A 24,117-nucleotide genomic window follows, 5' to 3' on the forward strand; every position below is an offset into this window, starting at 1 on the left:
TGGTCTCTTTTAGGTGCTCACTCAACAAACTTACATAATAGTTTTCCCCGTAAAAAGACAGTTCGGTAAATTCTGTTGATGTCTCAACATAGAAAAATTATTTATAGTGCTATTATAGCAGTTTAAATGTTATTTTTATATTTCATTTCAATCAGAAGTTTCCCCTACTTGAAAATGAAAAAACTAAAAAAGATTTTATTTTTCCTTTTATTCTCATTCCTGTCGGGAATTCTGGTTGTTATTGCTTTAAATTTATATATCTACTCAAGTACCAATGAAAAGATATATAAAACGGTAGAAGCACTTCCAGAGGCTAACACAGTTATAATTTTAGGAGCCAGTGTTCACGCGAATGGAAAGCTCTCTCCTGTGTTACAGGATAGGGTTGACACGGGTTTTTATTTATATAGAAAGGGAAAAGTTAAACAATTTCTTCTTACTAGCGATCATAGGACAGATGATTATGACGAGGTTAGTGCAATGCGAAATTACCTGATGAAAAGAGGAGTACCCCTTAAAGATATTTCTACAGATCCTGCCGGGCTAAACACCTTTGAAAGCATGCATAGGTCTCAAAACGTTTTTGATGTTTCAAACGCGGTAGTCGTAACACAACCATTCCACCTTCCCCGCACTATATTCATTGCTCAAAATTTAGGTCTGGATTATTCCGGTTTTCCTGCTGCATCAGTTGAATATAAAACTGAAAAGAAACTTATTTTTCGGGAAAAACTCGCCAACTTTAAAGCTGTTTATGACGTATTCATTCGCAATATATCTTCCCGAACCGGGAATGAAACCAAAACTATTAGCTTTATCCCAAAAGAATAAGAATTGCTTATCTCGTAATATTTGGTATCTTTAATAGGACTAACCAAAACTGAAAATTATATGTTACAATGGCTTTTTCACATCCTTCTTGATGCAGTTGTGTTGCTAATTGCTGCAAAATATATGTCCAAAGTTGAACTTAAGGGCTTTAAAACGGCCATTATAGTGGCACTTATTATTGGAGTTTTAAGTTTTCTGCTCAGCTGGATCCTTACTGCTGTTCTCAATATTGCAACTCTGGGGCTTTTCTATTTTATTGGACTTGGCTTTATAATTAGAATAATAGTCAATGCTATTATTATAGAAATTGCAGATAAACTAAGTAAAGATTTTAACACTGTTGGTTTTTTACCTTCCTTATGGCTGGCCGTTATACTAGCCATAGTTAGTGCTATCTTAGACGCAATCCTATTTTAAATTATATTTTGAGATCTTCCATAACCCGCACCTGGTGCGGGTTTTTTTATATAAGCAATTAGGATTAGCTATACCTTAAGTGGTTATTATTATCCCAATTCCATAGGTGTAAATTCATTATGTTTTATCTTTGAAATTAATAAAAAGCTGAAAATGATTAAATTGATAGTAGCCGATATGGACGGCACCTTATTAAATGACAAACACGAATTACATCCCGACTTTTGGGAGATAGAAGAGGCCCTCCACAAGAACGATATTCTTTTTGCTGTGGCTAGCGGGCGCCAATATTATAATCTTGAATCCAATTTTAAAAGGATCAAAGACAGAATGATATTCTTTGCTGAAAATGGTACTCACGTAGTTCATCAGGACAAAGAACTTTATGTAAATGAACTGGATGCTGAAGCAGCAAAGAAATTTATTGAAATAGGAAGAACCTTGAATGGTGTGCAGGTTGTGCTCTGCGGAAAAACCTCTGCTTATGTTGAAAATAAGGATGAGAAATTTATTTCAGAAATAAAAAAGTATTACGAGCGCCTGGAGTTTGTAGAAGACCTCACAACTGTTGAAGATACCATTTTAAAAGTGACCATCTGTGAATGGAAGGGTGTGGAAGAAAACAGTTACAAATCTTTTAAAGAGTTTGAACAGGATTATAAAGTTGCAGTTGCTGCGAGGATCTTTCTGGACATCACTTCAAAAACTGCTAATAAAGGAAATGCTATAAAAAAAGTACAGGAAAAATTGAAAATATCTCCTGAAGAAACCCTGGTTTTTGGTGATTATTTAAACGACCTTGAAATGATGCAAAATGCTTCCTACAGCTATGCTATGAAGAATGCTCATCCAGAAATTTTAAAGGCAGGTAAACATTCCACAAAATTTGATAACAATGAAAACGGAGTATTAAAAACTATCCTGGAACTAGAACTTATTGATTTTCCCGTGGTAAAATAGTTCACATTATTGAACTATAATATTGGTTTTATCCAATCCCGTATTTCCTGTAGCGGGATCAAAGGAGTAAACCACTACTTCATAGTTCCCTGCTGTAAGCGAGGTCTTGGCAGAAAAAGTACTGGCTTTTTCATCGGCTTTTAGTTTTATTGTATTTGATTCTCCACTGTCTTTGGTAATTGTTGCTGAAACATCATAATTATCGGAATTCCAAATTCCGCCTGGAGTGACGGGACAACCACACATCATTACAACATTAGCAGTAATTTTTATCTCTTCTTCAGCTCCAATTCGTTCGTGGGTTTGAGGGGACAAAATATCTACCACAAATCCGGGAATTTCAAGAATAACTCCGTCTCCTGTAATATTTTTTCCGGGGATAACCCACAGCTGGGTACTGGACCTCACGCTTGCCTGTTTTTTATTTACAGGTGCTATTGCATCTACAGTAACAAAAACTGGCTTTTCAATAGTTAGCCGGGCCAAAAATCCGGCTGTTTTATCATCTGTAAGTTGTTTTCCTCTCGTTCTGGGCTCCTTCATTATTTTATCGGTATCTCCAGTAGATCCCCTGGTTAGACCTTCAGCTAAAATTTCACCTGTTGTAGCGTCTCGTACCACTATTTGCGCACCTCCTATAGAGCTCCCAATAAATTTGGCATCTTTACTCTGTACCCTTATCATTACAGTTGTTTCTTGTGCTGTTATATTCTGAAAAATCAGAAATAGCAATAAAAGAGATACTACCCTGGGTATTTTGTTTATAGTTTTCATTCTTGCAATTAAATATTCTCCAAAGTACAAATTTAAAGAAGTTATTCCTGAACAAGGTTAATGGAGTCGTTATCTATTTCCTGAAAATTTCTTTCATCCTTAAAATAGTTTTCGGCATATTTCTTTAAAATGGCCAGCTCCTCATTTGATATAGAATTTGCCTCCGGATTCTCCGGTAGTTGCTGCCAGGGAAAAGGATCCTGATAATTGTACTCTCCATAAACCATAAATGGTGTACCATTTTTGACAATTTTTTGCCCAGCTTTATCCAGCTCCCATTGCCGGGCCCAGTCATAAATAAATTTGGCGTCATCCATATATAGTCTTACACACGCGTGACTGGCGGGGAAACCGGGCAAAAGGTATTGATGTGTTCCTACACCTTCAAAGTTCATGAAATTAAAGTAATAAGGCAGGATCCAATCGCGGTTCACTGTACTTACTTTCCGCTGGGCTTTATAATTTCCGTAGTGTAAGCCATTGGGTGTGGGAGTAGACTGCTTTCCTGAGCTTACTTAGCCCCCACCGTATTAACTCACCTTTTTCATACAGTCCAAAAGCCTGTACCCTTTGTGAAATAAGGACCACTTTTGGAATGGAATCAAGGATCCCCAGTGATGCGGGAAAAGGAGCATATTTATTAAAATCAGCAAGAAGGGTATCAGGAAAAACAAGGCTTGTCCCCACTCCTACCCGTACTTACTCAATGCGATTTAAAGCAAATATAATTCTTTGCTGTTCCTCACTGTACAGTCCCAAAATACTATCCCGGGAATTGGCATCTATTAGCGAATCTAATCGATATTTTATTACCAGAGGTGGGATTATCAATTCTTCTTCTGCAATTTTCAGGGAATCCCTATGAAGGCTGTCTCTAATCCTCTCCTTTTCAATTATCTCCTGTTTTTCTTCGGAACGATCATCAGCACACGAAAAGAGGAATATAAGAATTACCGCGAATGGGAAAAAATAAAATTTTCGGTTAACAAAGGAAAAGTCCGTTTTCAATATGAGGGGCTTTAGTGCAAAATTTAGTCGTCCGGCAATACCTTACCTTTCTAAAATTTATGATCTACTGAAATTGATATTATAAGATGAAGATAATATTATCAAAATTGCAGCTGGCATTTCTAACAAACTTTTAACGACGCAAATTAGCTATTCCAAGCTCTCCCTCTTAGCTTGCGAAAATATTCTTAAAAAAGAAAATGATGAAGATGCTAAAAATGAAAAGGAAATTGAGCACTCTATTGGTGTGTGCAGGCTTATTTTCGGGAACAGCTGTAATAGCCCAGGTACCGCAAGCGAACCAGCAACAGGAACAACAGGTAAAGGTTACAGATGCCGAACTGGAAAAATTTGCAGCTGCATACCAGGGTATACAGGTGGCAAATCAGGATGCGCAAAAGAAGATGATAGCCGCTGTGGAAGAACAAGACTTAAAAATTGAAACTTTTAATGAAATTCACCAGGCTAAGATGCAGAATAAAAAAGTGGAAGCTTCTAAAGAGGACCAGGAAAAACATGCAAAAGCGGTTGAAACCCTGGATAAACTCCAGCCTGAGATTCAGGCTCAAATGGAAAAAATTATTACCGATGCAGGACTTACAGTAGAACGTTTCGAACAAATCAATACTGCCATGCAATCCAATCCTGAAATCCTTCAAAGACTTCAAAAGATTATGTCCTCATAATAAAATAATCTGGAAGCAGAGGCTTTAAATATAAAGCCACTCTCCATTATACATTTTGTGAACTTTAAATTATTTTCACAGCAAAAGATGATTTTTTAAAATATTTTAAATAAAATTTAAATTCTGCTGAAAAGTCATTAATTTGATATACATTTGTGCAAATTAAATTTATATATAATGAATAGAGGAACTGTGAAATTCTTTAACGATACTAAAGGATTTGGATTTATTACAGACGAAGAATCAAACAAAGAATATTTTGTACATGCAAATGGTCTTGTTGATGACATCAGAGAGAATGACGAAGTTACGTTTGATCTTGAAGAAGGAAGAAAAGGATTAAATGCAGTAAACGTAAAACAAGCTTAGGCTTTGTTTATATAGTTACTATACTTATGAAAGTTTCAAGCCCTGCACATTGTGCAGGGCTTTTTTTCTTATAAGGGCAATGGTTTTTATAAACCATTCAATAATGTTATCTTTATAAAAAAGAGAAATTGACATTACCCGCCTCTACTAAATTAATATGAGATCTTCACGAATTTTAATATGTGCAGGTTTCATTTTCTTTGTACAAATTTTGGGTTTTGGCGCTCCAGAAGCTATGAAAAATAACGACCGAATTGTCCTTACCAATAAAATTATTCCCTCTTCCATAGAAGATGAGGTGCGCATCGCTCTCTCACATTATCCTGAACTTATAGATACTCCTATTGAATTTAAGTTCAAGAAGAATATTAAAAAGTCTTTTATGCAGGCACAGCCGAAATTTTCGTCACTTTTTAGGAAGCGAAAGAATAGATCTTACTTTGTATATATAAGTGAAAGATTGCACATAGAGCATGAGGAATTTGGGGTTGAGGATATTCCAAAAGACGTGCTAATTGGGTGGATTGGCCACGAACTGGGACACATTATGGATTATCGCGACAGGAAAGGATTTAATATGCTGGTATTTGGAGTTAAATATATCTTCTCAAAAAGATACATTCGTGAAGCTGAAAGAGCTGCAGATACCTATGCCGTTAATCACGGTATGGGAGAATATATCCTGGCAACGAAGGATTTTATATTAAACCACGCTCACCTCTCTGAAGTTTATAAGGGAAGGATCAAAAGATTATACCTGTCTCCGGAAGAGATTGTAGAACTTGTTGAAGAACTGGAATAAGAGTTTTATCTGGAAGCAAGTTGTTCTTTGATAAATTCTTCCCACTGCGCAAACTTCTCCTCATTCATTACTTTTTCCATTTTCACCTGGCCACCTTTCTTTTTGTTGGCCGCATTCCATTCCGGAAAAAGATCTGGTGAAATGGTTTTTACTTTTACTCCTTTTAAGGCTTTGCTCCTTGCCACCTTATAATTTTTATTAGCATCCATCAAAGCCTGGTCCAGGGCGTCTGCAAGTTCTTTATCGTCCAGGTCATGGGCATCTGTTCCCAAGTACCAGGAATGGTAAAACTCGCCCTCTATTCTCACAGCTGCGAGTGTAAACTCAGGAATTTCAATATCAAATTTTTTCTCCAGTTCCTGAACGGCATCATTCATTTTATTTACTGAAAGTTGAGATCCTACCACATTCAGGAAGAATTTTGTCCTTCCGGTAATTTTTATTTCGTGTCTTTCAACATCTGTAAATTTAATAGTGTCACCTATAAGATATCTCCATGCGCCCGAGACTGTAGTGATTAACAGGATATAATCCTCTTCTTCTTTGACATCGGCTAAAGAAATTACAGGAGCATTATCTTTAATAGAACCATCTTCATTAACATATTCCGGCTTAAAAGGCACAAATTCAAAATAAACCCCATTGTCGAGGATAAGCTTCATGGAATGTGTCTCGGGCCTTTGTTGGTAAGCAAGAAAACCTTCTGAAGCCAGATAAGTGTCTATAACCGTGATTGGAAACGCCAGCAACGAATTAAAACTCTTCTCATATGGTTCAAAAGCTACTCCCCCGCTTGTGTACACCTGTAAATTGGGCCATACTTCATGGATGTTCTTAACTTTGTGGTGTTCAATTACCTTTTTAAGCATCAATTCCATCCAGGAAGGAATTCCTGTAAGGGCTCCAATATCCCAGTTTTTTGCGTTTTCGGCTATCTTTTGTACTCTCTCATCCCAATCTTCAATTGAAGCAATTTCCTCCCCGGGCTTATAATATCCTCTAAACCAAAAAGGAATCCTGCTTGCCGAAATTCCACTTATTTCTCCTTCTTTATGATCCCCTTCTTTATGAAGATCAGTAGAACTACCCAGCATCATGATCTCCTTCTCAAAGAAATCGGAAGGAAGGTCAAAATTACTTAAAGCACCAATTTGTTTAATTCCTGCCTGGCGAATGGCTTCTACCATTTCCTCGCTTACAGGAATACGTTTACTGGTTTTTCCGGTAGTACCAGAGCTTAAAGCAAAATAAGGAGGTCTTCCCGGCCAGGTAATATCTTCTTCGCCTTCATGCAACCTGTGCCACCATTCATCGTTCAGTTTATTATAATCGAAATATGGAACTCTTTCAGCATAAGCTTTGGGAATGTCATCTTCGGCCAGTATTTCTTCAAATTTATAGTGTTTTCCAAAAGCAGTATTCTTTGCCTTTTCCAACAGGTTTTTAAGAACATCAAGTTGAGCCTTTTCAGCATCGGGTTCAGAAACTATTTTATCCCTTAACTCAATTAAACCTTTTATAATAGATCCTACTATAGCCATTTTCTCACCTGATTTTGTTCCACTTAAATTCTCAACAAAAGTGGAAAATCCCTATTAGATATTCCACAAATTATCAAGAATTTAACCTTTGATTTTAAACTATATCACTGTTGATCAAGTATACCTATACAGGCTTCTGCACACTTTTCCCCATCAATTGCTGCAGAAACAATTCCACCTGCATAACCCGCTCCTTCCCCACAGGGAAACAAGCCTTTGATCCTAATGTGTTCCAGGGTTGCAGGATTACGGGGAATCCTAACAGGAGAGGAAGTTCGGGATTCGGGAGCGTGAATAACAGCATCATTGGTAAGATAACCTTTCATTGTTTTACCAAATTCCTTAAAACCCGCTTTTAGAGTTTGATGAATAAAGGCGGGAAATACTTCTTTTAAATCTGCGGAAGTAACTCCGGGGGTATAGGAAGTTTGCGGTAGATCCAAAGATATTTTCCCTTCTACAAAATCTACCAGGCGCTGCGCAGGTACTCTTTGGGTTTTCCCTCCCATTTCCCAGGCTCTTTGCTCAATCTCTTTCTGAAAAAACATTCCGGAAAGTGGAGAATTTCCATTGTTTCTAAAATCGTTCATCCTGAGTTCCACAACAATTCCTGAATTTGCTGTTGGCTGATCACGCTTACTTGGAGACCATCCATTTGTAACAACTTCCCCAGGACTTGTGGCACAGGGAGCAATGATCCCCCCGGGACACATACAAAAAGAATACATCCCCCTGCCATTAATTTGCTTTACTATACTATAGGGTGAAGGGGGTAAAAATTCCCCGCGGTCATCACATTTATACTGGATTTTATCTATTAATTGTTGTGGATGTTCTACCCGTACTCCCAGAGCAAAAGGTTTAGCCTCTATTTCTATTCCTTTTTCCTGCAGAAGTTCAAAAATATCTCTTGCAGAATGGCCTGTAGCTAGAATTACTTTTTTTGCAGAAAACGTTTCTCCTTTATGAGTGCGAATTCCACTAATATTATTACCACTTAGCAGAATATCTGTGACCCGGGTTTCGAACCTAACTTCCCCTCCCCTTTCTATAATTATTTCGCGAATTTGGGTTATGATCGCGGGAAGTTTATTGGTACCAATATGAGGATGAGCATCTACAAGTATTTGATTTGTTGCCCCAAATGCGACTAATAAATTGAGAATACGCTGCACGTCACCTCTCTTTTTAGATCTGGTATATAATTTCCCGTCACTATAGGTACCTGCCCCGCCTTCTCCAAAGCAGTAATTAGAGTCTCCGTTTACGATATGTTCAATATTTAAAGCTTTGAGATCTCTCCTGCGGCTTCTCACATCTTTACCTCTTTCTATAATAATTGGTTTAATTCCTGCTTCAATACAACGTAGAGCGGCAAACAAACCTGCAGGGCCTGCCCCAATTATAAAAATTTCTTCTTTATTTGAAACATTAGGATAGTCCGGTAAATTGAAAACCGTTTTTTGAAAGTCTTCTCCCACGAACACCTCAACCTTCAGGTTCACCTTTACAGCTTTTTGGCGGGCATCAATAGAACGTTTTAAAACTTCTACGTGAGCCATTTCTGAAACAGAGATTCCTGAATGTTTTGAAACTTCCTTCCGCAGTAAGTCTTCCCGTGCCGCAGCTTCAGGGGAAACCTGTAGTTGATATTGATACTTCATTTAATTATAATATTCAGCAAAAATAATCTTTTCAGGATGGAATAAGAAACGGTGTTTTTATTGCTTCCGAAGAAGTTCTTCTTAATTTTGTCCTATGGAAGTAAAACCTGATTATAAAGCTCTCATAGAATTGGCCTATGCCAGGATGTATTTTGGGAAATACAAGGATTATTATTTATCTGAAATTCCTGAATATTATCTCATTTGGTTTCAGCAAAAAGGTTTTCCTGAAGGTAAATTAGGAGATCAGTTAAGACAGGTGACCGATTTAAAGGTAAACGGAATGGAGCATATCCTGCGCACTATACGATCCAAATACCCTAAGAATCAATAAATTAAAATACTGGTGTTTCTTTTTTTCAGCAAAAATAATAGGCAGATTATTCAGGGGATTTTTATATTCTTCTTTGTAATTTAGCGCGCTGAATAATACAACGCACCAAACTCACAACACAATGGCCGAAACCAAGTATATTTTTGTCACAGGCGGGGTTTCTTCTTCTCTAGGAAAAGGGATCATCGCTGCTTCGCTGGCAAAATTACTACAAGCGCGTGGTTTTAGAACCACTATTCAGAAACTTGATCCTTACATAAATGTTGACCCGGGAACTTTAAATCCTTATGAGCACGGGGAATGTTATGTGACTGAAGATGGTGCAGAAACTGACCTTGACCTTGGCCATTATGAGCGTTTTTTAAATGTAAATACCTCACAGGCCAATAACGTTACTACCTAGCCGAATTTACCAAAGTGTAATTGAGAAAGAGAGACGCGGTGAATTCCTGGGAAAAACTGTACAGGTTGTACCTCACATTACCAATGAAATAAAAGAGCGGGTACAGTTATTAGGGCAAAGCGGTGATTATGATATAATTATTACTGAAATAGGTGGAACTGTGGGTGACATTGAATCCCTTCCATATATAGAGGCTGTAAGACAACTAAAATGGGAGCTGGGTGATGATAATGCCCTTGTCATTCACCTTACCCTCGTGCCCTACCTGGCTGCAGCCGGGGAGCTTAAGACCAAACCGACTCAACACAGTGTAAAAACCTTAATGGAAAGCGGGATTAAGGCTGATATCCTGGTTTGCCGTACAGAACACGAACTCTCTGACGATATTAGGAGAAAACTTGCGATTTTTTGCAATGTAAGACAGGAAGCTGTCATTCAGTCTATTGATGCTTCCACTATTTACGATGTACCTAATATGATGCTGGATGAGGGACTTGATAAAGTTGTCCTTAAAAAATTAATGTTATCTGACGCTAACACTCCAAACCTGGAGCGTTGGAACCAGTTCTTAAAACGACATAAGAATCCAAAAAACGAGGTGAGAATTGGCCTCATTGGAAAATATGTTGAACTACAGGATTCTTATAAATCTATTCAGGAAGCTTTTATACACGCTGGTGCCGAAAACGAGGTAAAAGTAGTTGTAGAAAGCATCCATTCAGAATTTATAAATGAGAACACCATCAACAACAAAATTGCTCATTTGGATGGTATCCTGGTTGCTCCCGGCTTTGGGGAGCGTGGAATTGAAGGGAAGATAGATGCTGTTCGTTATGCCAGAGAACATAAAATTCCGTTTTTTGGAATATGTCTGGGAATGCAAATGGCGGTTATTGAATTTGCGAGAAATGTTCTTCAGCTCAAAAATGCGAATTCTACAGAGATGGATCCGGGAACCAAGCATCCTGTCATTGACATTATGGAAGAGCAAAAAAACATTACCCATAAAGGAGGAACAATGCGTTTGGGAGCCTGGGATTGTGAATTAGCTGAAGGTTCTCTGGTACAAAAGATCTACGGGGCTAAAAATATTAAAGAGCGGCACAGGCACCGCTATGAATATAATAACAAATACAAGAACGAACTTGAGCACGCAGGACTTAAGAGCTCCGGAGTTAATCCTGAGACAGGTCTTGTTGAAATTATTGAACTGGAAGACCACCCGTGGTTTGTAGGAGTACAATACCATCCTGAGTACAAAAGTACCGTTGCAAATCCCCACCCGTTATTCATAGCTTTTATTGAAGCTGCCTTAAATCATTCGGGCAAGAAAAAAAGTGTCAATGTGGCACAAAGTAACTAAAGGGTCGCTTTTTTGACAAAGCACTCATAGAGCGATACATTCGCAATTATTTTTATCATTACACATGGAAGAAAAAAATTTGACGTACAATCCCTCATCGGGTTTTTCCTTATTGGAGGAATTTTAATCTGGATGTTGTACAACAATTCCTTTGAAAATCAACCCGTTGAAGCTGAAAAGGAGAATACAGAACTCGTTCAGGAAACAGCAGTTCCTTTAAACACTGAGAATTTACCTGCAACTACTTCAGATTCTACCCAAATTGCACAAGCACAAAAAGAGCTGGGGGCTTTTGGATATTCAGCAGGACTACCTTCGGCAACTGAAAATACCACCACTATTTCAAATGATGTTCTTGAATTAAAGATTGATAACAAAGGTGGTTATATCTCAGAAGCAAGGCTTATTGAATTTAAAACTTTTGACTCTATCCCGGTTTATCTCATAAAAGATGGCAACGCTTCTTTTAATATTAACTTCACTACAACTGACGGAAGAGTTTTAGATACTGAAAACCTTTATTTTGAACCAACGGTTTCTCAAAACGGAGAAAATCAGGTGCTTTCCATGAAACTGAAAGTTTCTGAAAATGAGTTTTTGGAATATCGGTATGTACTGAAACCGGGCGAATATATGTTAGATTTCAGTATTCGTTCTCAGGGACTTAACCGCGTGTTTAATAATAACCAGGATATTAGCCTCGACTGGAAACTGAAGGGTTATCGCCATGCGAAAAGTATCTCCTACGAGAATCGATATACAGAACTCATTTATGAATACGGTGATGGAAGTGATGATTACCTCGGGCAGGGAGACTTAGCCGATGACGAAGAAGAAGATATTTCTTATGTTGCTTTTAAACAGCACTTTTTTACTTCTATTCTATTAACAGATACACCTTTTGAAAGAGGAGCTTTTGAATCCAGGAACCTGGTTCAGGATGAGGATGTTGACACCCTGTACACTAAAGAATTTGCAGCTCACCTGCCACTTTCTTTAAATGGAGGAGAGTTAAATTATAATATGAACTGGTATTATGGTCCAACGGATTATAAAATCTTAAATGATTACGACCGTAACCTTGACGAAATTGTTCCTCTTGGTTGGGGGATATTTGGATGGATCAATCAATATATTTTTATTCCATTCTTTAGTTTCTTAAACAGCTTCCTTCCCAGTTATGGAATTGCGATCATTGTAATGACTATTGTGGTTAGAATTGTGTTGTCACCTGTGACCTACAAATCTTACCTGTCACAGGCAAAGATGAAAGTTCTTAGACCTGAGATCAATGAGCTTAACGAAAAGTATAAGGACAACCCAATGAAAAAGCAGCAGGAAACAATGAAGCTGTACAGTAAAGCCGGGGCCAGTCCTATGAGTGGGTGTCTACCTGCTTTAATGCAAATTCCTGTGTTCTATGCTCTCTTTCAATTTTTCCCGAGTGCTTTCCAGTTAAGACAAAAAGGATTTTTATGGGCAGATGATCTCTCAAGTTATGATACTATTGCACAACTTCCTTTTAAAATTCCATTTTACGGGGACCACGTGAGTTTATTCCCAATTCTTGCTTCCATAGCAATCTTCATTTATATGATGATGACTACAGGACAAACTATGCAGCAAAATCAGCAGCCGGGAATGCCTAACATGAAATTTATAATGTACCTATCTCCTCTTCTTATGTTATTCTTCTTTAATAACTATGCGAGTGGTCTTTCCCTGTACTACTTTACGTCTAACCTAATTACAATTGGAATTATGTTGGTCATAAAATATGCAATTATAGATGAGGACAAAATTCACGCTAAGATCCAGGAGAACAAGAAAAAGCCCCGAAAGCAAGGGAAGTTCGCCAGAAAGATGCAGGAAATGATGGAGCAGGCAGAACAACAACAAAAGAAGAACAAAAAGTAATATAAAGTATAAAAAGAGAGCCCGGTAAAAATTTACCGGGCTTTTCTCTTTTTCAATGTGCCGGAGTTATTCCATAGCTGGAAGGAGTACGGTATCAATAACGTGTATAACACCGTTGGTAGCCTGTACATCTACCGCTACAATATTAGCCATTCGATCATTTTCATCGGTAATGGTAACTGGGTCTCCTGTATTAATTGTAAACATTCCAGATTCAAATGTGGTAACTTCCATTCCGTCCATTATATTGGCACTTCTCACGTTTGCACCAGTAACTACGTGATAACTTAATGCAGAAGCAAGAACATTGGTAGGAATATCATCCAGGCTTCCTACCTCCAGTTCCTCCAGAAGATCTACAAAAGCCTCATTAGTAGGTGCAAATACGGTAAAAGGTGCAGGAGCATCCTGCATTTGCAAAGTGGATACGAAATCAAAACTTTCTTCACGGGTAAGTGCCGCAACTAAGATTTCAAAGTTAGGATCTGCAGTTGCAAAGGTTGTTATATCAGGTAATCCTATTACGGAATTAACAGCATGTATTACCCCATTATCCACCTCTATATCTGCAGTAGTAACAGTAGAAGTCCCATTGATCACAACGCCATCTTCTGTATTAACATACATGCTCAGATTTTCGTCAGATGCTTCACCTGTTGCCATACTCATAATGTAACCTGTTGAAAGGTCTGCAGCGTATATTGAACCTTGCTGTACGTGATTTAAAAGAATTTGAGTCAATACATCTACGGGAACTGCACTAAGCCCTGAAAATCCATTAGCCGATAAAAAAGCATTAAAAGCAGCATTGTTAGGGGCGAAAACTGTGTAATCAGTACTACCGGAAAGTGTAGATTTTAGATCTGCAGCTTCCAGGGCGGCATTTAAGCTTGAATAATCAGGATTGGATTCTACGAAATCTACAATACTGTTAGAAGGTTCTACGACATCTCCTGCTTCATCATCACTGTTGCACGCAAAGAGACCAAAACTTAGAAAAGCTATTAAAGCTGTTCGTTTTAAATAAGATTGAAATAGCATTTTTTTATGTTTAAGATTTATTCAATAAAAGTAAACATCTTCGTTTCATCAAAGTGTTTAACTTAAGTTAAATAAAATTAAACACCCGTTAAAATAAAATTATATTTAGTTCACTCCGGAACATAAATTTATTACTAAAGCGTTAGATGTTTATATTTACATTTAATAAAACCTATTTCTATGAAAAAATTTCTCGTTTTATTTTTAAGCCTCGCAGTTTTCGCTGCCTGTAGTGAAGATGATGATGACACAGATGCAACAGGACCAGATCCTATTTTAGGTACCTGGGTATTAGTTAATGTCACTCCTCCCCTTATTGATGTTACCGCTTGTGAACAGGAATCTACCATCACTTTTAAGCCTGATAACACCGGGACAGGTTCTTTTTATTTGGAAGCAAATGAATGCGCAGTGACAGAATCTGCCGGAAGTTGGACAAATAATGGAAACTCGTCTTACCAGATAACTGTTCCTGTACTTGGTAATATAACTGGTACAGCAAATTTTGATGGAGATGAGTTTATTTTTACTTCAAACATGGGAGTGTTAACTTTTGAGCAACAATAGCCTTAACACAACACTTATAGAAGGTGGCTTTTGCCACCTTTTTTTATTTCGTAATTTTGCAATCAGAATCCCGACTCTTTTTAAGAGTCCATATGAAATGGGATTAAAGTGAAATGAAAAAAGTAGTAGTAGGTTTATCAGGTGGCGTAGATTCCAGTGTTGCAGCTTATTTATTGCAGCAACAGGGATATGAGGTAATAGGTCTTTTTATGAAGAACTGGCACGATGACTCCGTCACAATATCCAAGGAATGTCCATGGCTGGAAGACAGCAATGACGCAATGATAGTTGCAGAAAAACTCGGTATACCTTTTCAAACTGTAGATCTTAGTGAACAGTATAAGGAACGAATAGTAGATTATATGTTCCGGGAGTATGAAAGAGGCCGTACTCCTAATCCCGATGTTCTTTGTAACAGAGAGATCAAATTTGATGTTTTCATGAAAATTGCACTTTCGCTGGGTGCCGATTTTGTGGCTACTTACCACTACTGCCGCAAGGAAGAAATTTCTGAAAAAGGAAAGACTTACTACAGGCTGCTTTCAGGAAAAGATCCTAATAAAGATCAATCTTACTTCCTTTGTCAGCTAACCCAGGAGCAACTTTCAAAAACCTTGTTTCCTGTTGGAGAACTTCTAAAACCTGAAGTTCGCAGAATTGCTTCAGAACAGGGATTGGTGACCGCAGACAAAAAAGACTCTCAGGGCTTATGTTTTATTGGAAAAGTACGTTTACCGGAATTTCTTCAGCAAAAACTTCAGCCTAAAAAAGGAGTTATAGTAGAAATTGGTGCTGATAAAGAGTTGTATGCAACTCCTGCCCCGGAACATACCTCTAAACAAGAGGAATTAAATCATCTTTCTCAAAAATACAGATATGCTGCTTCTGATGGGAAAGTTGTTGGAGAACATCAGGGAGCTCATTATTTCACCAAGGGCCAAAGAAAAGGCCTTGCTGTAGGTGGAACTCCGGAGCCCCTTTTCGTAATAGAGACAGATGTCGATTCCAATATTATTTATACCGGACAGGGAAAAGATCATCCTGGACTATATAGGAAAGCGCTGTTTATAAATCCTGAAGAAGTTCATTGGGTAAGACCCGACCTAAAAATCGGTTTTGATGAGGAACTAAAAGTAAAAGCCAGGATACGATACCGCCAACCCTTACAGGATGCTACTCTTTACCCTACAGAAAATGGAATGTATATAGTTTTTCAAGAGGCCCAGGCATCAATTACTGAGGGTCAATTTGTGGCATGGTATCTTGATGATGAACTAATCGGCTCGGGAGTCATCTCATAAACTGCGACTGAAGACCAAATATGACCAATAGAATTACCTCCTTATTCAACATCAAATACCCCCTTATACAGGCCGGAATGATATGGGCAAGTGGTTGGAAACTTGCCAGTTCAGTTAGTAATGAGGGAGGTTTGGGACTAATAGGTGCGGGATCCATGTATCCTGAAGTTCTTAAAGAACATATTCAAAAATGTAAAGCTGCAACTACCAATCCTTTTGGGGTTAATGTGCCAATGCTGTATCCGGAGATTGAAAAGCTAATGGATATAATTATTGCTGAAGGGGTTAAAATCGTTTTTACTTCAGCCGGAAATCCCAAAGTTTGGACGAAACACCTTCAATCTCACGGAATTAAAGTTGTGCATGTGGTAAGCAGTGTCAAATTTGCGTTAAAAAGCCAGGAAGCATTGTTGATGCTGTAGTAGCCGAAGGATTTGAAGCCGGAGGACATAATGGACGTGACGAAACCACTACTTTTACTCTAATTCCCATGGTAAAAGAAAAACTGGAAATCCCGCTGATAGCTGCAGGAGGTATTGCCACTTAGCCGGGGGATGCTTGCTGCTATGGTCCTTGGAGCAGATGCCGTACAAATCGGCTCCAGGTTTGTGGCGAGTGAGGAGGCTTCCTCTCATCCTAATTTCAAAAATGAAGTGGTAAGAGCAAAAGAAGGTGACACTCAGCTAACGCTTAAAGAACTTGCACCAGTCCGGCTTCTGAAAAACAAATTTTATCAGGATGTTCAGGAGTTATACAAAAACAATCCTTCCAAAGAGGACCTTATTAAATTATTAGGACGAGCCCGTTCTAAACGAGGTATGTTTGAAGGTGATCTTGAAGAAGGAGAACTTGAAATTGGACAAATTGCAGGATTAATTAACGACATTAAACTTAGCTGCACAAATAGTTCAGGAAATCGTATCAGAGTTTGAAATAGCTAAAGAAGAGCTTTCTTCTTATTCCTGGTAATCCTCTAACTTCTGTAACTCCTCCTTCACAAACAGCTGCCACTTAGCTTCCGCCTCTTTGTTTAAACTGTGCTTAGTCTCCCTGTCGTATTGCAACTGCATAGCTGCTCTCTCTTTTTCAACTTTAGTATAAAAAGAATTCAATACCTCCTTTGGCTTTTTACTCAATTGATCAATAGAAAGATGGGAAAGATGTTTGCGAAGTTTGCGTGCGTGGAGCTCTGTAATATCAAAGTGCAGCTGTTCGTGGCTTAGTAAATAATCACTTTTTGAAGAGGGCATTACCCAGGACAAGTGCGGATTAAAAAAACTTATTACTTCATATTGAAGGGATATTACCCCATTATCGTTCTTTACTCACCAGGAATAGGAAAGGCCTGCATTTGTATTTGCCTGAAAAGAAGAATTTTTATTGACAGGTGCCTGAAAATCTTCCCCTGTTAAAGGATCCTCCTTCCAAAACAATTTTTCAGGAACTTGCTGTGCCTCTAGACTGGCTGAAGCAACCCACAGGGCAAAACAGAATAAGAATTTCATGTGTGTTTGTAGTATCAGTAATTAAAGCTGATAAGTTTCTCAATATCGGGGTGAAGACTATAAATTACCGGACAGGTTTTTGCCGCATTTTCCAGAATAGCCCGGTGTTTAAGTTCGAGTTCCTTAGTAAAAGTAAATTCAATTTCAATTTTAGAAATTCTCCTTGGATCTGCCGCCATATGTTTGGTCACCCGGGCAGAAGTATCTTCAATATTTATACCCAGATCTCTCGCTTTAATTCCCATAATAGTCAACATACAGGAGGCGAGTGCAGTAGCAACCGTATCGGTAGGTGAAAAGGCCTCCCCTTTTCCCTGATTGTCCACAGGAGCATCTGTAATAAATGTATTGCCGCTTTGAAGATGCTCACATTCCGTACGCAAATCTCCTTTATATACTACTCTTGATGTCATAATTATCTGGCTACACTTAAAGTTAGATCATTATTATAGTGCATAATATAGACTGCATCGTTATAGAATCCACCGTTCGATTTTGGCCTGTATGCAAATTTATTTTCAACATATTCAGTAATAACATTCGCACGAACAGATTCCTCCAAAGAACTCATAGCTCCCAACCTCAATAATACATCCAGAGTAAGATCATATCCCCGCACTGTATAATTGTTTGGAAGCACCCCATATTTCTCTTTATAGGCATCTACAAAGGTATCACTACCTGTTTCGTTGAATTCTCTGTATTCTGAAGGGAAGTGAAAGCTTAGCCTACCCAGATGTTCATTAGAAAGGATGTTGCTTTGAAAAGATGCATTTCTATTAGTTGTAAACAGGGTTATCCTGTTGCCTCTGGCCAAACGGTTTAAGGCGGAAGTAGCACTGCTTAACAAACCAACACTTTCCGACTCCAGAATTACCCAATTGTCTTTGTCTTTAAGAATTGAAGTACTAAGAGCACCTTCTGTAATATTATTTTCTCCGGGAATTACCACGCGTGCATTTGGTATAGCCGCAGTTAACCTAGGTTACGCACTCCTGCATGGGCAGCATCTGCCACTATAATAACATTTTTTCCCTGAGAGTTTTCTTTGATATAATTTATCATTGCTTCCCTTAACATCTCGTCACTTGGCCTCGCCTGGTAGAGATTTGGTAACCAGCGCAAATCCCTGTTGGTTATAGGAGAAATTACAGGAACTTTAGAATCGGCAAGTTGAGCTGCGGCTTCTTCAGATGTTGCCTGGAATAAAGGTCCTATAACAGCATCTACATTAGAAAAGTTATTAGAAGCAATAATTGAAGATACTTTCCCCGGCTGTTGTTGAGTATCGTAAACCTTCAGGTTAGTAGAGATCCCCAATTCTTTTGCTCTTTCTACAGCCATTAAAACTCCGCTATTAAAGTCTAAAGAAACTCTCATAACTCGGTCATTTAAAATAACTTCTCTTGAATTTGAAATAGAATCATTTTTAACTTTAGACAGGTTAAAAGGAAGCATTAATACTAAGTTTTTAGGGCTAAAATCCTTCAGGTTAGATGCCAGGCTGGTCTTATCATAAGCCTCATTCTCCACCACCTCTACATCTATGTCCTTAAGTTCTTTTCCCCGGGGATCTTTAGTTGGCACCTTTAGTACCATTCCCCATTTAAGACCATCCTTTAATCCTGGGTTTAACGCCAGGAGAGAATCCTGATCAACCTGAAATTTTTGAGTCAGTCCAAAAATGGTCTCTTTTGGCTGCACTTCGTAAAACTGAAAATCATCATTCGTAATAACCACCTGGTCATCAATAACATTTGTAGCTACTTTTATCATCACCCCCGGCTGCAGAACGTCCACTTTTGGATTTAATTTTTCAAGCTCATCTACCGTCATTCCATATTTTCTGGCAATCCCATACTTTGTTTCTTTTGGCAAAATAATATGTTCCCTGGTCTTGGTAATTTGAACAGGTGCTTAGGTGGTTGTGCAACAGCTTTGGTAACAGGGGTATCAACAGTTGGCAAAACAGGAATATTTATAGTCTCTCCCTGCTGCAGTTCTTTTGAATATAGTTGCTTATTGAACCTTTTTATATCATCAATACTAACATTATATCGCTGAGAAAGAGAAAACAGGGTTTCCTTTTTTTCGACCTTATGTGCTTTAAAGGTAACAGGAGCATCCGGTTTTTCTACCGCTTCATTTTGTAAGGGTATGACCAGTTTACTCCCCACGTTAACCCCATTGCGGGCATCAGGATTGTATTTGTAAATTGATTCTACAGTTATATTATATTGTTGAGCAATCCTGTAAACATTTTCTTCAGGAGCTACTGTATGATATTTGTACGCCTGTGCGAAGGCGGTAAGGGAAAAAACCTGAAAAAACAGGCAAATCGCAATTAAATGCTTCATTGGTCTCATCTTTTATTTTTAAGCGAAATCCCTGAGGATTAATTTTTATTCCCACTCAATGGTGGCGGGCGGTTTTGAGCTTATATCATAAACTACTCTATTAACGCCTTTTACCCGGTTTATTATTGTGTTAGAGATTTTTTGGAGAAAGTCATAAGGTAAGTTCACCCAATCTGCCGTCATCCCATCTGTAGATTCTACAGCTCTTAATGCCACGACCTTTTCATAGGTGCGCTCATCTCCCATAACTCCTACGGAACTTACCGAGTAAAAGAATTGCTCCTGCCTGCCAAACTTTATCATATAACATCCAGTCTTTCAATCCATTTATAAAAATAGCATCTACCTCCTGTAATATCCTAACCTTTTCAGCCGTGACATCTCCCAGAATCCTTATTGCAAGTCCCGGTCCCGGAAATGGATGTCTTCCTAAGATATCTTCTGAAATTTCCAGTTCTGCTCCTACTCTTCTCACTTCATCCTTAAACAACATCTTCAATGGTTCTACCACTTTCAGCTTCATAAAATCGGGCAATCCCCCAACATTATGGTGAGATTTTATTGTTGCTGAAGGTCCTCCGTTAACTGAAACCGATTCTATAACATCAGGATAAATCGTTCCCTGGGCCAGATATTTTACATCTTCAATACGATGGGCTTCATCATCAAAAACTTCGATAAATGCATTCCCGATCGCTTTACGTTTTTCCTCGGGATCACTTACTCCGGCAAGAGCTTCCAAGAAACGTGCCGAAGCATCAACTCCTTTTACATTCAGCCCCATATGCTTGTATTGATCCAGAACGCTTTCAAATTCGCCCTTTCTCAGCAATCCGTTATTTACAAAAATGCAATATAGGTTTTTACCAATTGCCTTGTGAAGCAATACTGCTGCTACCGAGGAATCTACTCCTCCGCTTAAACCCAGTACCACTTTGTCATTTCCTACTTTCTCTTTTAATTCTGCAACCGTCATATCCACAAAAGCCTCAGGTGTCCAGGTTTGGGGAACCCCTGCTATATTCACAAGGAAATTCTCCAGTAACTGTTTCCCGTCTGTAGAATGATAAACTTCTGGATGAAATTGAATCGCAAATGTATCCTCTCCCTCTAATCTATAGGCAGCGTTGAGAACATCTGTAGTACTGGCAAGCCTTACGCCGCCTTGAGGAAGTTCCTTTATAGTATCACTGTGGCTCATCCACACCTGCGAATTCTCCAGGATATTGTCAAACAATGCTTCGCTGTCTTTGATAACAGATAAGTTAGCACGACCGTATTCTCTTATTTCTGAAGCTTCTACTTTTCCTCCATTAAACTGGGCCAGGTACTGCGCTCCATAACACACAGCAAGTAGAGGTTTTTTCCCCCGAATTTCTGAAAGATCAGGATGTGGAGCATTTTCTCCTCTTACTGAAAATGGACTTCCGGAAAGAATTACAGCTTTATAGCCGGAAAGGTCATCAGGTAATTTGTTGTATGGGTGGATCTCACAGTAAATGTTTAGTTCTCTTACACGCCTTGCAATTAGTTGTGTATACTGGGAACCGAAGTCTAAAATAAGTACGTTTTTTTGCATAGGCAAAAGTAATAATTTGAACTTTAAACGGCCTAGCAGTTCTTTAAATTTATATCTTTATTATCTTCAAAAAAATCCCTCTATGAAATACCTAAGTGCTATTATTTTTGCCGTCGCCATTGTGATTGCGGCATATTTTTTAGGAAATGCCTATGTTGAAAGAGCCCATCCTAAAGGAGTCATATCTGTTAAGCTACCGGGCAGCGAAAATTTTACTTCAGATCTTATTGTCTGGGAAGGCCGCTTTAGCAGGATGAGTCCTAATTTAAAGCAGGCGTACGAAGATCTAAATTCCGACAAGGAAACAGTTCGCAATTACCTGATCAACAACGGCATTAAAGCCGAAAATTTTGTTTTTAATTCTGTAGAAACCATTGAGCAACAGGAAAACCAATATCAAAACGGAAATTATGTCGGCAGCATTTTCAAAGGCTATGAATTAGTTCAAACGATAAAAATTGAATCGACCGATGTTGAACTTATTGAAAATGTTTCAGGGAAATTACAGAATTACTTAATCTCGGGGTACAGTTTAATTCCACTCCTCCACGTTATTACTACACGAAGATTGCTGATCTTAAAATCGAGATGATATCTAAAGCCACAGAAGATGCTCGTTTGCGGGCAGAAAGAATTGCGGAAAACAGTGGTGGTTCTCTGGGGGAATTAAATAATGCCGTGATGGGTGTTTTTCAAATCACCGGGCAGAATAGCGGGGAAGATTACAGCTGGAGTGGAGCCTACAACACCCACGACAAAAATAAAACAGCTTCTATTACAATGCGCCTCGAGTACGATATTGATTAATTTGAGGGATTCCGGTACATATCATATTCACCTTTATTCCTTCAGTTAATTAACTGTAACTACTTGAACTTCTTTAGATTTTAATTAAATTTAAGGAATGCTTCTCTGTATTAAGATAGCACGGAGGATTGTCCTGATTTCACAGCTACTTTTCTTCCGGATAAACCCTTCATTTAGAGCAGAAGAAAAATTAAAATGGGCAATATGATTAATGATCTTTTTTCTGAAACCTGGAAAGAATTAAAGTGCGGTATTGAAGATTCTGGCCATCCATTTAAAGTTTGTGCTTTAGCCAGTTTGGAAGAATCGGGGAAAATCAAGCAGCGCATGTTAAGGCTTAGAAAAATTACCCATAATGATACCTTTCTTTTTTATACTGATGCACGTTCTTTTAAAGTGCAACAGTTAAAACTTAACCCTTATGGAAGTGTAATTTTTTATCACCCACTTTTACAGCTTCAGGTCTCCATCTGCGGAAAAGTGGTAGTACACGAGCAGGATGAAATTTATGAAGATCACAAACTTGAAATAGAAGGAAGATCTGTTCAGGATTACAATACAAAATCTCCTCCAGGTAAAAAAATTAAAAATCCCATTGATGTGACCAGAACCAGAGAGTTGCATTTTTCAGTCATCGAATTAATCCCGGAGCAGATAGATTACTTAAAATTACGCGCAGAACCTAACAGACTTCGAGCTACTTTCACAAAAACAGAAGAGGGATGGGATAAAACCTTTCTCGTTCCTTGAAAAATACATTTCAGCTAGAAAGCTCAATGTAAAGAATAAAAAAACTCCTTAGTTTCCCAAGGAGTTTAAAAAGGGTAGAAGACCGGGTTCGAACTAAGCGACCTCTTGAACCACAATCAAGCGCTCTAACCAGCTGAGCTACAACTACCATTTATTTGCGGTTGCAAATGTATATTATTTCTATATTTCAACAAAGAAAAAAAGTAAATTAAATTAGGTCAAATATGGAATCGACTGCAGCATAACGCTCTACGGTAAAGCCCTCAGCGTGATCTGTTCCTATTAATCTTCCTAAATCCCTTGCTCTATAAGTTATACTATCTAAAAAATTATCACTTGAAATGGGAGTGGCGGGTTCTTTGCTGTTCTCATTCCAAAATTGAGTTTTGTAGGCTTTAACAGCAGCAAGTTTAACATCCATATATCCTGAAATATCAATAACTATATCAGGTTCAATATTTTGCCACTGTATATAGTGATAAACATGTTTTGGCCTCCAGGCCTCCTGTTCCTCTCCGTTAATCGAAGTTTCAATCCTTCTTAGTCCGCTTAAAAAACAGGCATCACTTACCAGTTTTGCACTTCTACCATGATCTATATGCCTATCTTCAACTGCATTACATAAAACGATCTCCGGCCTATATTTACGCAGCATTTTGATAATTTCTATTTGGTGAGCCTCGTCATTAACGAAAAAAGCATCCCGGAAGCCCAGATTTTCTCTTACACTCAGTCTCAATATTTCTGCGGCTGCGGCAGCTTCTTCTTTTCTTGTTTCGGCTGTACCTCTTGTACCCATTTCTCCCCGCGTAAGATCCAAAATGCCAATTTTCTTACCACGGTCTACTTCCTTTGCCAAAGTCCCTGAACAACTTAATTCAACATCATCGGGGTGAGCACCAATTGCCAGAATATCTAACTTCATTAATATTTATTGTTTTTTATTTTTCCACCAGAATGAGATCTGGGTTTGTTTCCTATTCTTTAAAAGAGCCACTAATGCACTAATATTTTTGTGAGAGATTCTAAAAAATGTCAATATTCCAATTTGTATGTCTTCCCTTCTTTTACTCTTTAAACTTTCCTCTTTAACTCTTTGACTTCTTAACTCTTTGACTTCTTAACTCTTTTCCTCTTTAAC

General features: G+C 38.3%; 24 protein-coding genes, 1 tRNA gene and 5 pseudogenes. 14 read left to right on the forward strand and 16 right to left on the reverse strand.

Features of this window, described 5'->3' with window-relative positions; all coding sequences use genetic code 11:
- Positions 1 to 174 precede the first annotated feature (174 nt).
- From LZ575_RS06595 to LZ575_RS06605, 3 genes are all read left to right on the forward strand, one after another.
- Entirely contained in the window at positions 175 to 831 is a 657-nt protein-coding gene (locus LZ575_RS06595) for a vancomycin high temperature exclusion protein (protein ID WP_235329967.1), read from the forward strand.
- Between the two features lie 60 nt (positions 832 to 891).
- A complete protein-coding gene (locus LZ575_RS06600; protein ID WP_235329969.1) occupies positions 892 to 1,248 on the forward strand; it encodes a phage holin family protein in 357 nt (118 codons plus the stop codon).
- A gap of 153 nt (positions 1,249 to 1,401) precedes the next feature.
- Positions 1,402 to 2,208, forward strand: coding sequence for a Cof-type HAD-IIB family hydrolase (locus LZ575_RS06605; protein ID WP_235329971.1), 807 nt, complete (start codon positions 1,402 to 1,404; stop codon positions 2,206 to 2,208).
- A 6-nt stretch (positions 2,209 to 2,214) separates the two neighbouring features.
- Here LZ575_RS06605 and LZ575_RS06610 read toward each other — a convergent pair whose 3' ends face one another.
- The 4 genes and pseudogenes from LZ575_RS06610 to LZ575_RS06625 all read right to left on the reverse strand — a co-directional run bounded on the left by LZ575_RS06610 (position 2,215) and on the right by LZ575_RS06625 (position 3,990).
- Complete coding sequence (locus tag LZ575_RS06610; protein ID WP_235329973.1) at positions 2,215 to 2,892, reverse strand: hypothetical protein; 678 nt, start codon at positions 2,890 to 2,892, stop codon at positions 2,215 to 2,217.
- A 131-nt stretch (positions 2,893 to 3,023) separates the two neighbouring features.
- Positions 3,024 to 3,437 (reverse strand): annotated as a pseudogene (locus LZ575_RS06615) (L,D-transpeptidase); the annotation flags it as partial.
- 1 nt (position 3,438) lies between these two features.
- The gene (locus LZ575_RS06620) at positions 3,439 to 3,669 is read right to left on the reverse strand and encodes a hypothetical protein (RefSeq protein WP_235329974.1); all 231 of its coding nucleotides are present in this window, start codon (positions 3,667 to 3,669) and stop codon (positions 3,439 to 3,441) included.
- Between the two features lie 12 nt (positions 3,670 to 3,681).
- Positions 3,682 to 3,990 (reverse strand): hypothetical protein, encoded by a 309-nt coding sequence (locus LZ575_RS06625; protein ID WP_235329976.1) that lies wholly within the window; start codon positions 3,988 to 3,990, stop codon positions 3,682 to 3,684.
- Positions 3,991 to 4,208: 218 nt separating this feature from the next.
- Here LZ575_RS06625 and LZ575_RS06630 point away from each other — a divergent pair, with 218 nt between their 5' ends.
- From LZ575_RS06630 to LZ575_RS06640, 3 genes are all read left to right on the forward strand, one after another.
- Positions 4,209 to 4,676 carry a DUF4168 domain-containing protein gene (locus LZ575_RS06630; RefSeq protein WP_235329977.1) on the forward strand — a complete coding sequence of 156 codons (468 nt, stop codon included), beginning with the start codon at positions 4,209 to 4,211 and terminating at the stop codon, positions 4,674 to 4,676.
- A 177-nt stretch (positions 4,677 to 4,853) separates the two neighbouring features.
- Positions 4,854 to 5,045, forward strand: a complete 192-nt coding sequence (locus tag LZ575_RS06635; RefSeq protein WP_235329979.1) for a cold-shock protein — start codon at positions 4,854 to 4,856, stop codon at positions 5,043 to 5,045.
- Positions 5,046 to 5,280: 235 nt separating this feature from the next.
- Positions 5,281 to 5,847: a hypothetical protein gene (locus LZ575_RS06640; RefSeq protein WP_235329981.1), complete on the forward strand. Its 567-nt coding sequence runs from the start codon at positions 5,281 to 5,283 to the stop codon at positions 5,845 to 5,847.
- A 5-nt stretch (positions 5,848 to 5,852) separates the two neighbouring features.
- Here LZ575_RS06640 and LZ575_RS06645 read toward each other — a convergent pair whose 3' ends face one another.
- Entirely contained in the window at positions 5,853 to 7,388 is a 1,536-nt protein-coding gene (locus LZ575_RS06645) for a GH3 auxin-responsive promoter family protein (protein ID WP_235329982.1), read from the reverse strand.
- A 104-nt stretch (positions 7,389 to 7,492) separates the two neighbouring features.
- The gene (locus LZ575_RS06650; protein WP_235329984.1) at positions 7,493 to 9,052 is read right to left on the reverse strand and encodes an NAD(P)/FAD-dependent oxidoreductase; all 1,560 of its coding nucleotides are present in this window, start codon (positions 9,050 to 9,052) and stop codon (positions 7,493 to 7,495) included.
- A gap of 94 nt (positions 9,053 to 9,146) precedes the next feature.
- On the opposite strand from LZ575_RS06650, the gene LZ575_RS06655 reads away from it, so the two are divergent.
- From LZ575_RS06655 to yidC, 3 genes and pseudogenes are all read left to right on the forward strand, one after another.
- Positions 9,147 to 9,386, forward strand: a complete 240-nt coding sequence (locus tag LZ575_RS06655) for a DUF3820 family protein (RefSeq protein WP_235329986.1) — start codon at positions 9,147 to 9,149, stop codon at positions 9,384 to 9,386.
- A gap of 121 nt (positions 9,387 to 9,507) precedes the next feature.
- Positions 9,508 to 11,152, forward strand: a pseudogene (locus LZ575_RS06660) (CTP synthase).
- Positions 11,153 to 11,209: 57 nt separating this feature from the next.
- Positions 11,210 to 13,069, forward strand: coding sequence for a membrane protein insertase YidC (yidC, locus tag LZ575_RS06665; protein WP_235330685.1), 1,860 nt, complete (start codon positions 11,210 to 11,212; stop codon positions 13,067 to 13,069).
- A 66-nt stretch (positions 13,070 to 13,135) separates the two neighbouring features.
- Here the strand turns inward: yidC and LZ575_RS06670 are convergent, their stop codons facing one another.
- Positions 13,136 to 14,110, reverse strand: coding sequence for a fasciclin domain-containing protein (locus LZ575_RS06670; protein WP_235329988.1), 975 nt, complete (start codon positions 14,108 to 14,110; stop codon positions 13,136 to 13,138).
- 180 nt (positions 14,111 to 14,290) lie between these two features.
- On the opposite strand from LZ575_RS06670, the gene LZ575_RS06675 reads away from it, so the two are divergent.
- From LZ575_RS06675 to LZ575_RS06685, 3 genes and pseudogenes are all read left to right on the forward strand, one after another.
- Positions 14,291 to 14,677: a lipocalin family protein gene (locus LZ575_RS06675; RefSeq protein ID WP_235329990.1), complete on the forward strand. Its 387-nt coding sequence runs from the start codon at positions 14,291 to 14,293 to the stop codon at positions 14,675 to 14,677.
- 113 nt (positions 14,678 to 14,790) lie between these two features.
- The gene (mnmA, locus tag LZ575_RS06680; RefSeq protein WP_235329991.1) at positions 14,791 to 15,978 is read left to right on the forward strand and encodes a tRNA 2-thiouridine(34) synthase MnmA; all 1,188 of its coding nucleotides are present in this window, start codon (positions 14,791 to 14,793) and stop codon (positions 15,976 to 15,978) included.
- Between the two features lie 20 nt (positions 15,979 to 15,998).
- A pseudogene (locus LZ575_RS06685) lies at positions 15,999 to 16,947 on the forward strand (NAD(P)H-dependent flavin oxidoreductase).
- Here the strand turns inward: LZ575_RS06685 and LZ575_RS06690 are convergent.
- The 7 genes and pseudogenes from LZ575_RS06690 to guaA form a co-directional block, all read right to left on the reverse strand.
- Positions 16,935 to 17,228, reverse strand: a complete 294-nt coding sequence (locus LZ575_RS06690) for a DUF922 domain-containing protein (RefSeq protein ID WP_235329992.1) — start codon at positions 17,226 to 17,228, stop codon at positions 16,935 to 16,937. The pseudogene LZ575_RS06685 and the gene LZ575_RS06690 sit on opposite strands and share 13 nt — an antisense overlap.
- 75 nt (positions 17,229 to 17,303) lie before the next feature.
- A complete protein-coding gene (locus LZ575_RS06695; protein WP_235329993.1) occupies positions 17,304 to 17,483 on the reverse strand; it encodes a hypothetical protein in 180 nt (59 codons plus the stop codon).
- A 14-nt stretch (positions 17,484 to 17,497) separates the two neighbouring features.
- The gene (locus tag LZ575_RS06700; RefSeq protein ID WP_235329994.1) at positions 17,498 to 17,896 is read right to left on the reverse strand and encodes an OsmC family protein; all 399 of its coding nucleotides are present in this window, start codon (positions 17,894 to 17,896) and stop codon (positions 17,498 to 17,500) included.
- Positions 17,897 to 17,898: 2 nt separating this feature from the next.
- A complete protein-coding gene (locus tag LZ575_RS06705; protein WP_235329995.1) occupies positions 17,899 to 18,435 on the reverse strand; it encodes a hypothetical protein in 537 nt (178 codons plus the stop codon).
- A 23-nt stretch (positions 18,436 to 18,458) separates the two neighbouring features.
- Positions 18,459 to 19,361: a LysM peptidoglycan-binding domain-containing protein gene (locus LZ575_RS06710; protein WP_235329996.1), complete on the reverse strand. Its 903-nt coding sequence runs from the start codon at positions 19,359 to 19,361 to the stop codon at positions 18,459 to 18,461.
- Complete coding sequence (locus LZ575_RS06715; RefSeq protein WP_235329997.1) at positions 19,316 to 19,840, reverse strand: LysM peptidoglycan-binding domain-containing protein; 525 nt, start codon at positions 19,838 to 19,840, stop codon at positions 19,316 to 19,318. Before LZ575_RS06715 ends, LZ575_RS06710 begins: the two co-directional genes overlap by 46 nt.
- Before the next feature lie 45 nt (positions 19,841 to 19,885).
- Positions 19,886 to 21,419: pseudogene (gene guaA, locus LZ575_RS06720) on the reverse strand (glutamine-hydrolyzing GMP synthase).
- 82 nt (positions 21,420 to 21,501) lie between these two features.
- On the opposite strand from guaA, the pseudogene LZ575_RS06725 reads away from it, so the two are divergent.
- Positions 21,502 to 22,226, forward strand: a pseudogene (locus tag LZ575_RS06725) (SIMPL domain-containing protein).
- A 204-nt stretch (positions 22,227 to 22,430) separates the two neighbouring features.
- Complete coding sequence (locus LZ575_RS06730) at positions 22,431 to 22,976, forward strand: pyridoxamine 5'-phosphate oxidase family protein (RefSeq protein ID WP_235329998.1); 546 nt, start codon at positions 22,431 to 22,433, stop codon at positions 22,974 to 22,976.
- Positions 22,977 to 23,049: 73 nt separating this feature from the next.
- Here LZ575_RS06730 and LZ575_RS06735 read toward each other — a convergent pair.
- Both LZ575_RS06735 and bshB1 read right to left on the reverse strand, forming a co-directional pair.
- A tRNA-His gene (locus LZ575_RS06735) sits at positions 23,050 to 23,124 on the reverse strand.
- Positions 23,125 to 23,184: 60 nt separating this feature from the next.
- Positions 23,185 to 23,901 (reverse strand): bacillithiol biosynthesis deacetylase BshB1, encoded by a 717-nt coding sequence (gene bshB1, locus LZ575_RS06740; RefSeq protein WP_235329999.1) that lies wholly within the window; start codon positions 23,899 to 23,901, stop codon positions 23,185 to 23,187.
- Positions 23,902 to 24,117: the final 216 nt, after the last annotated feature.

Origin of the sequence: Antarcticibacterium sp. 1MA-6-2 (assembly GCF_021535135.1) — a bacterium.
Classification (GTDB): Bacteria; Bacteroidota; Bacteroidia; order Flavobacteriales; family Flavobacteriaceae; genus Gillisia.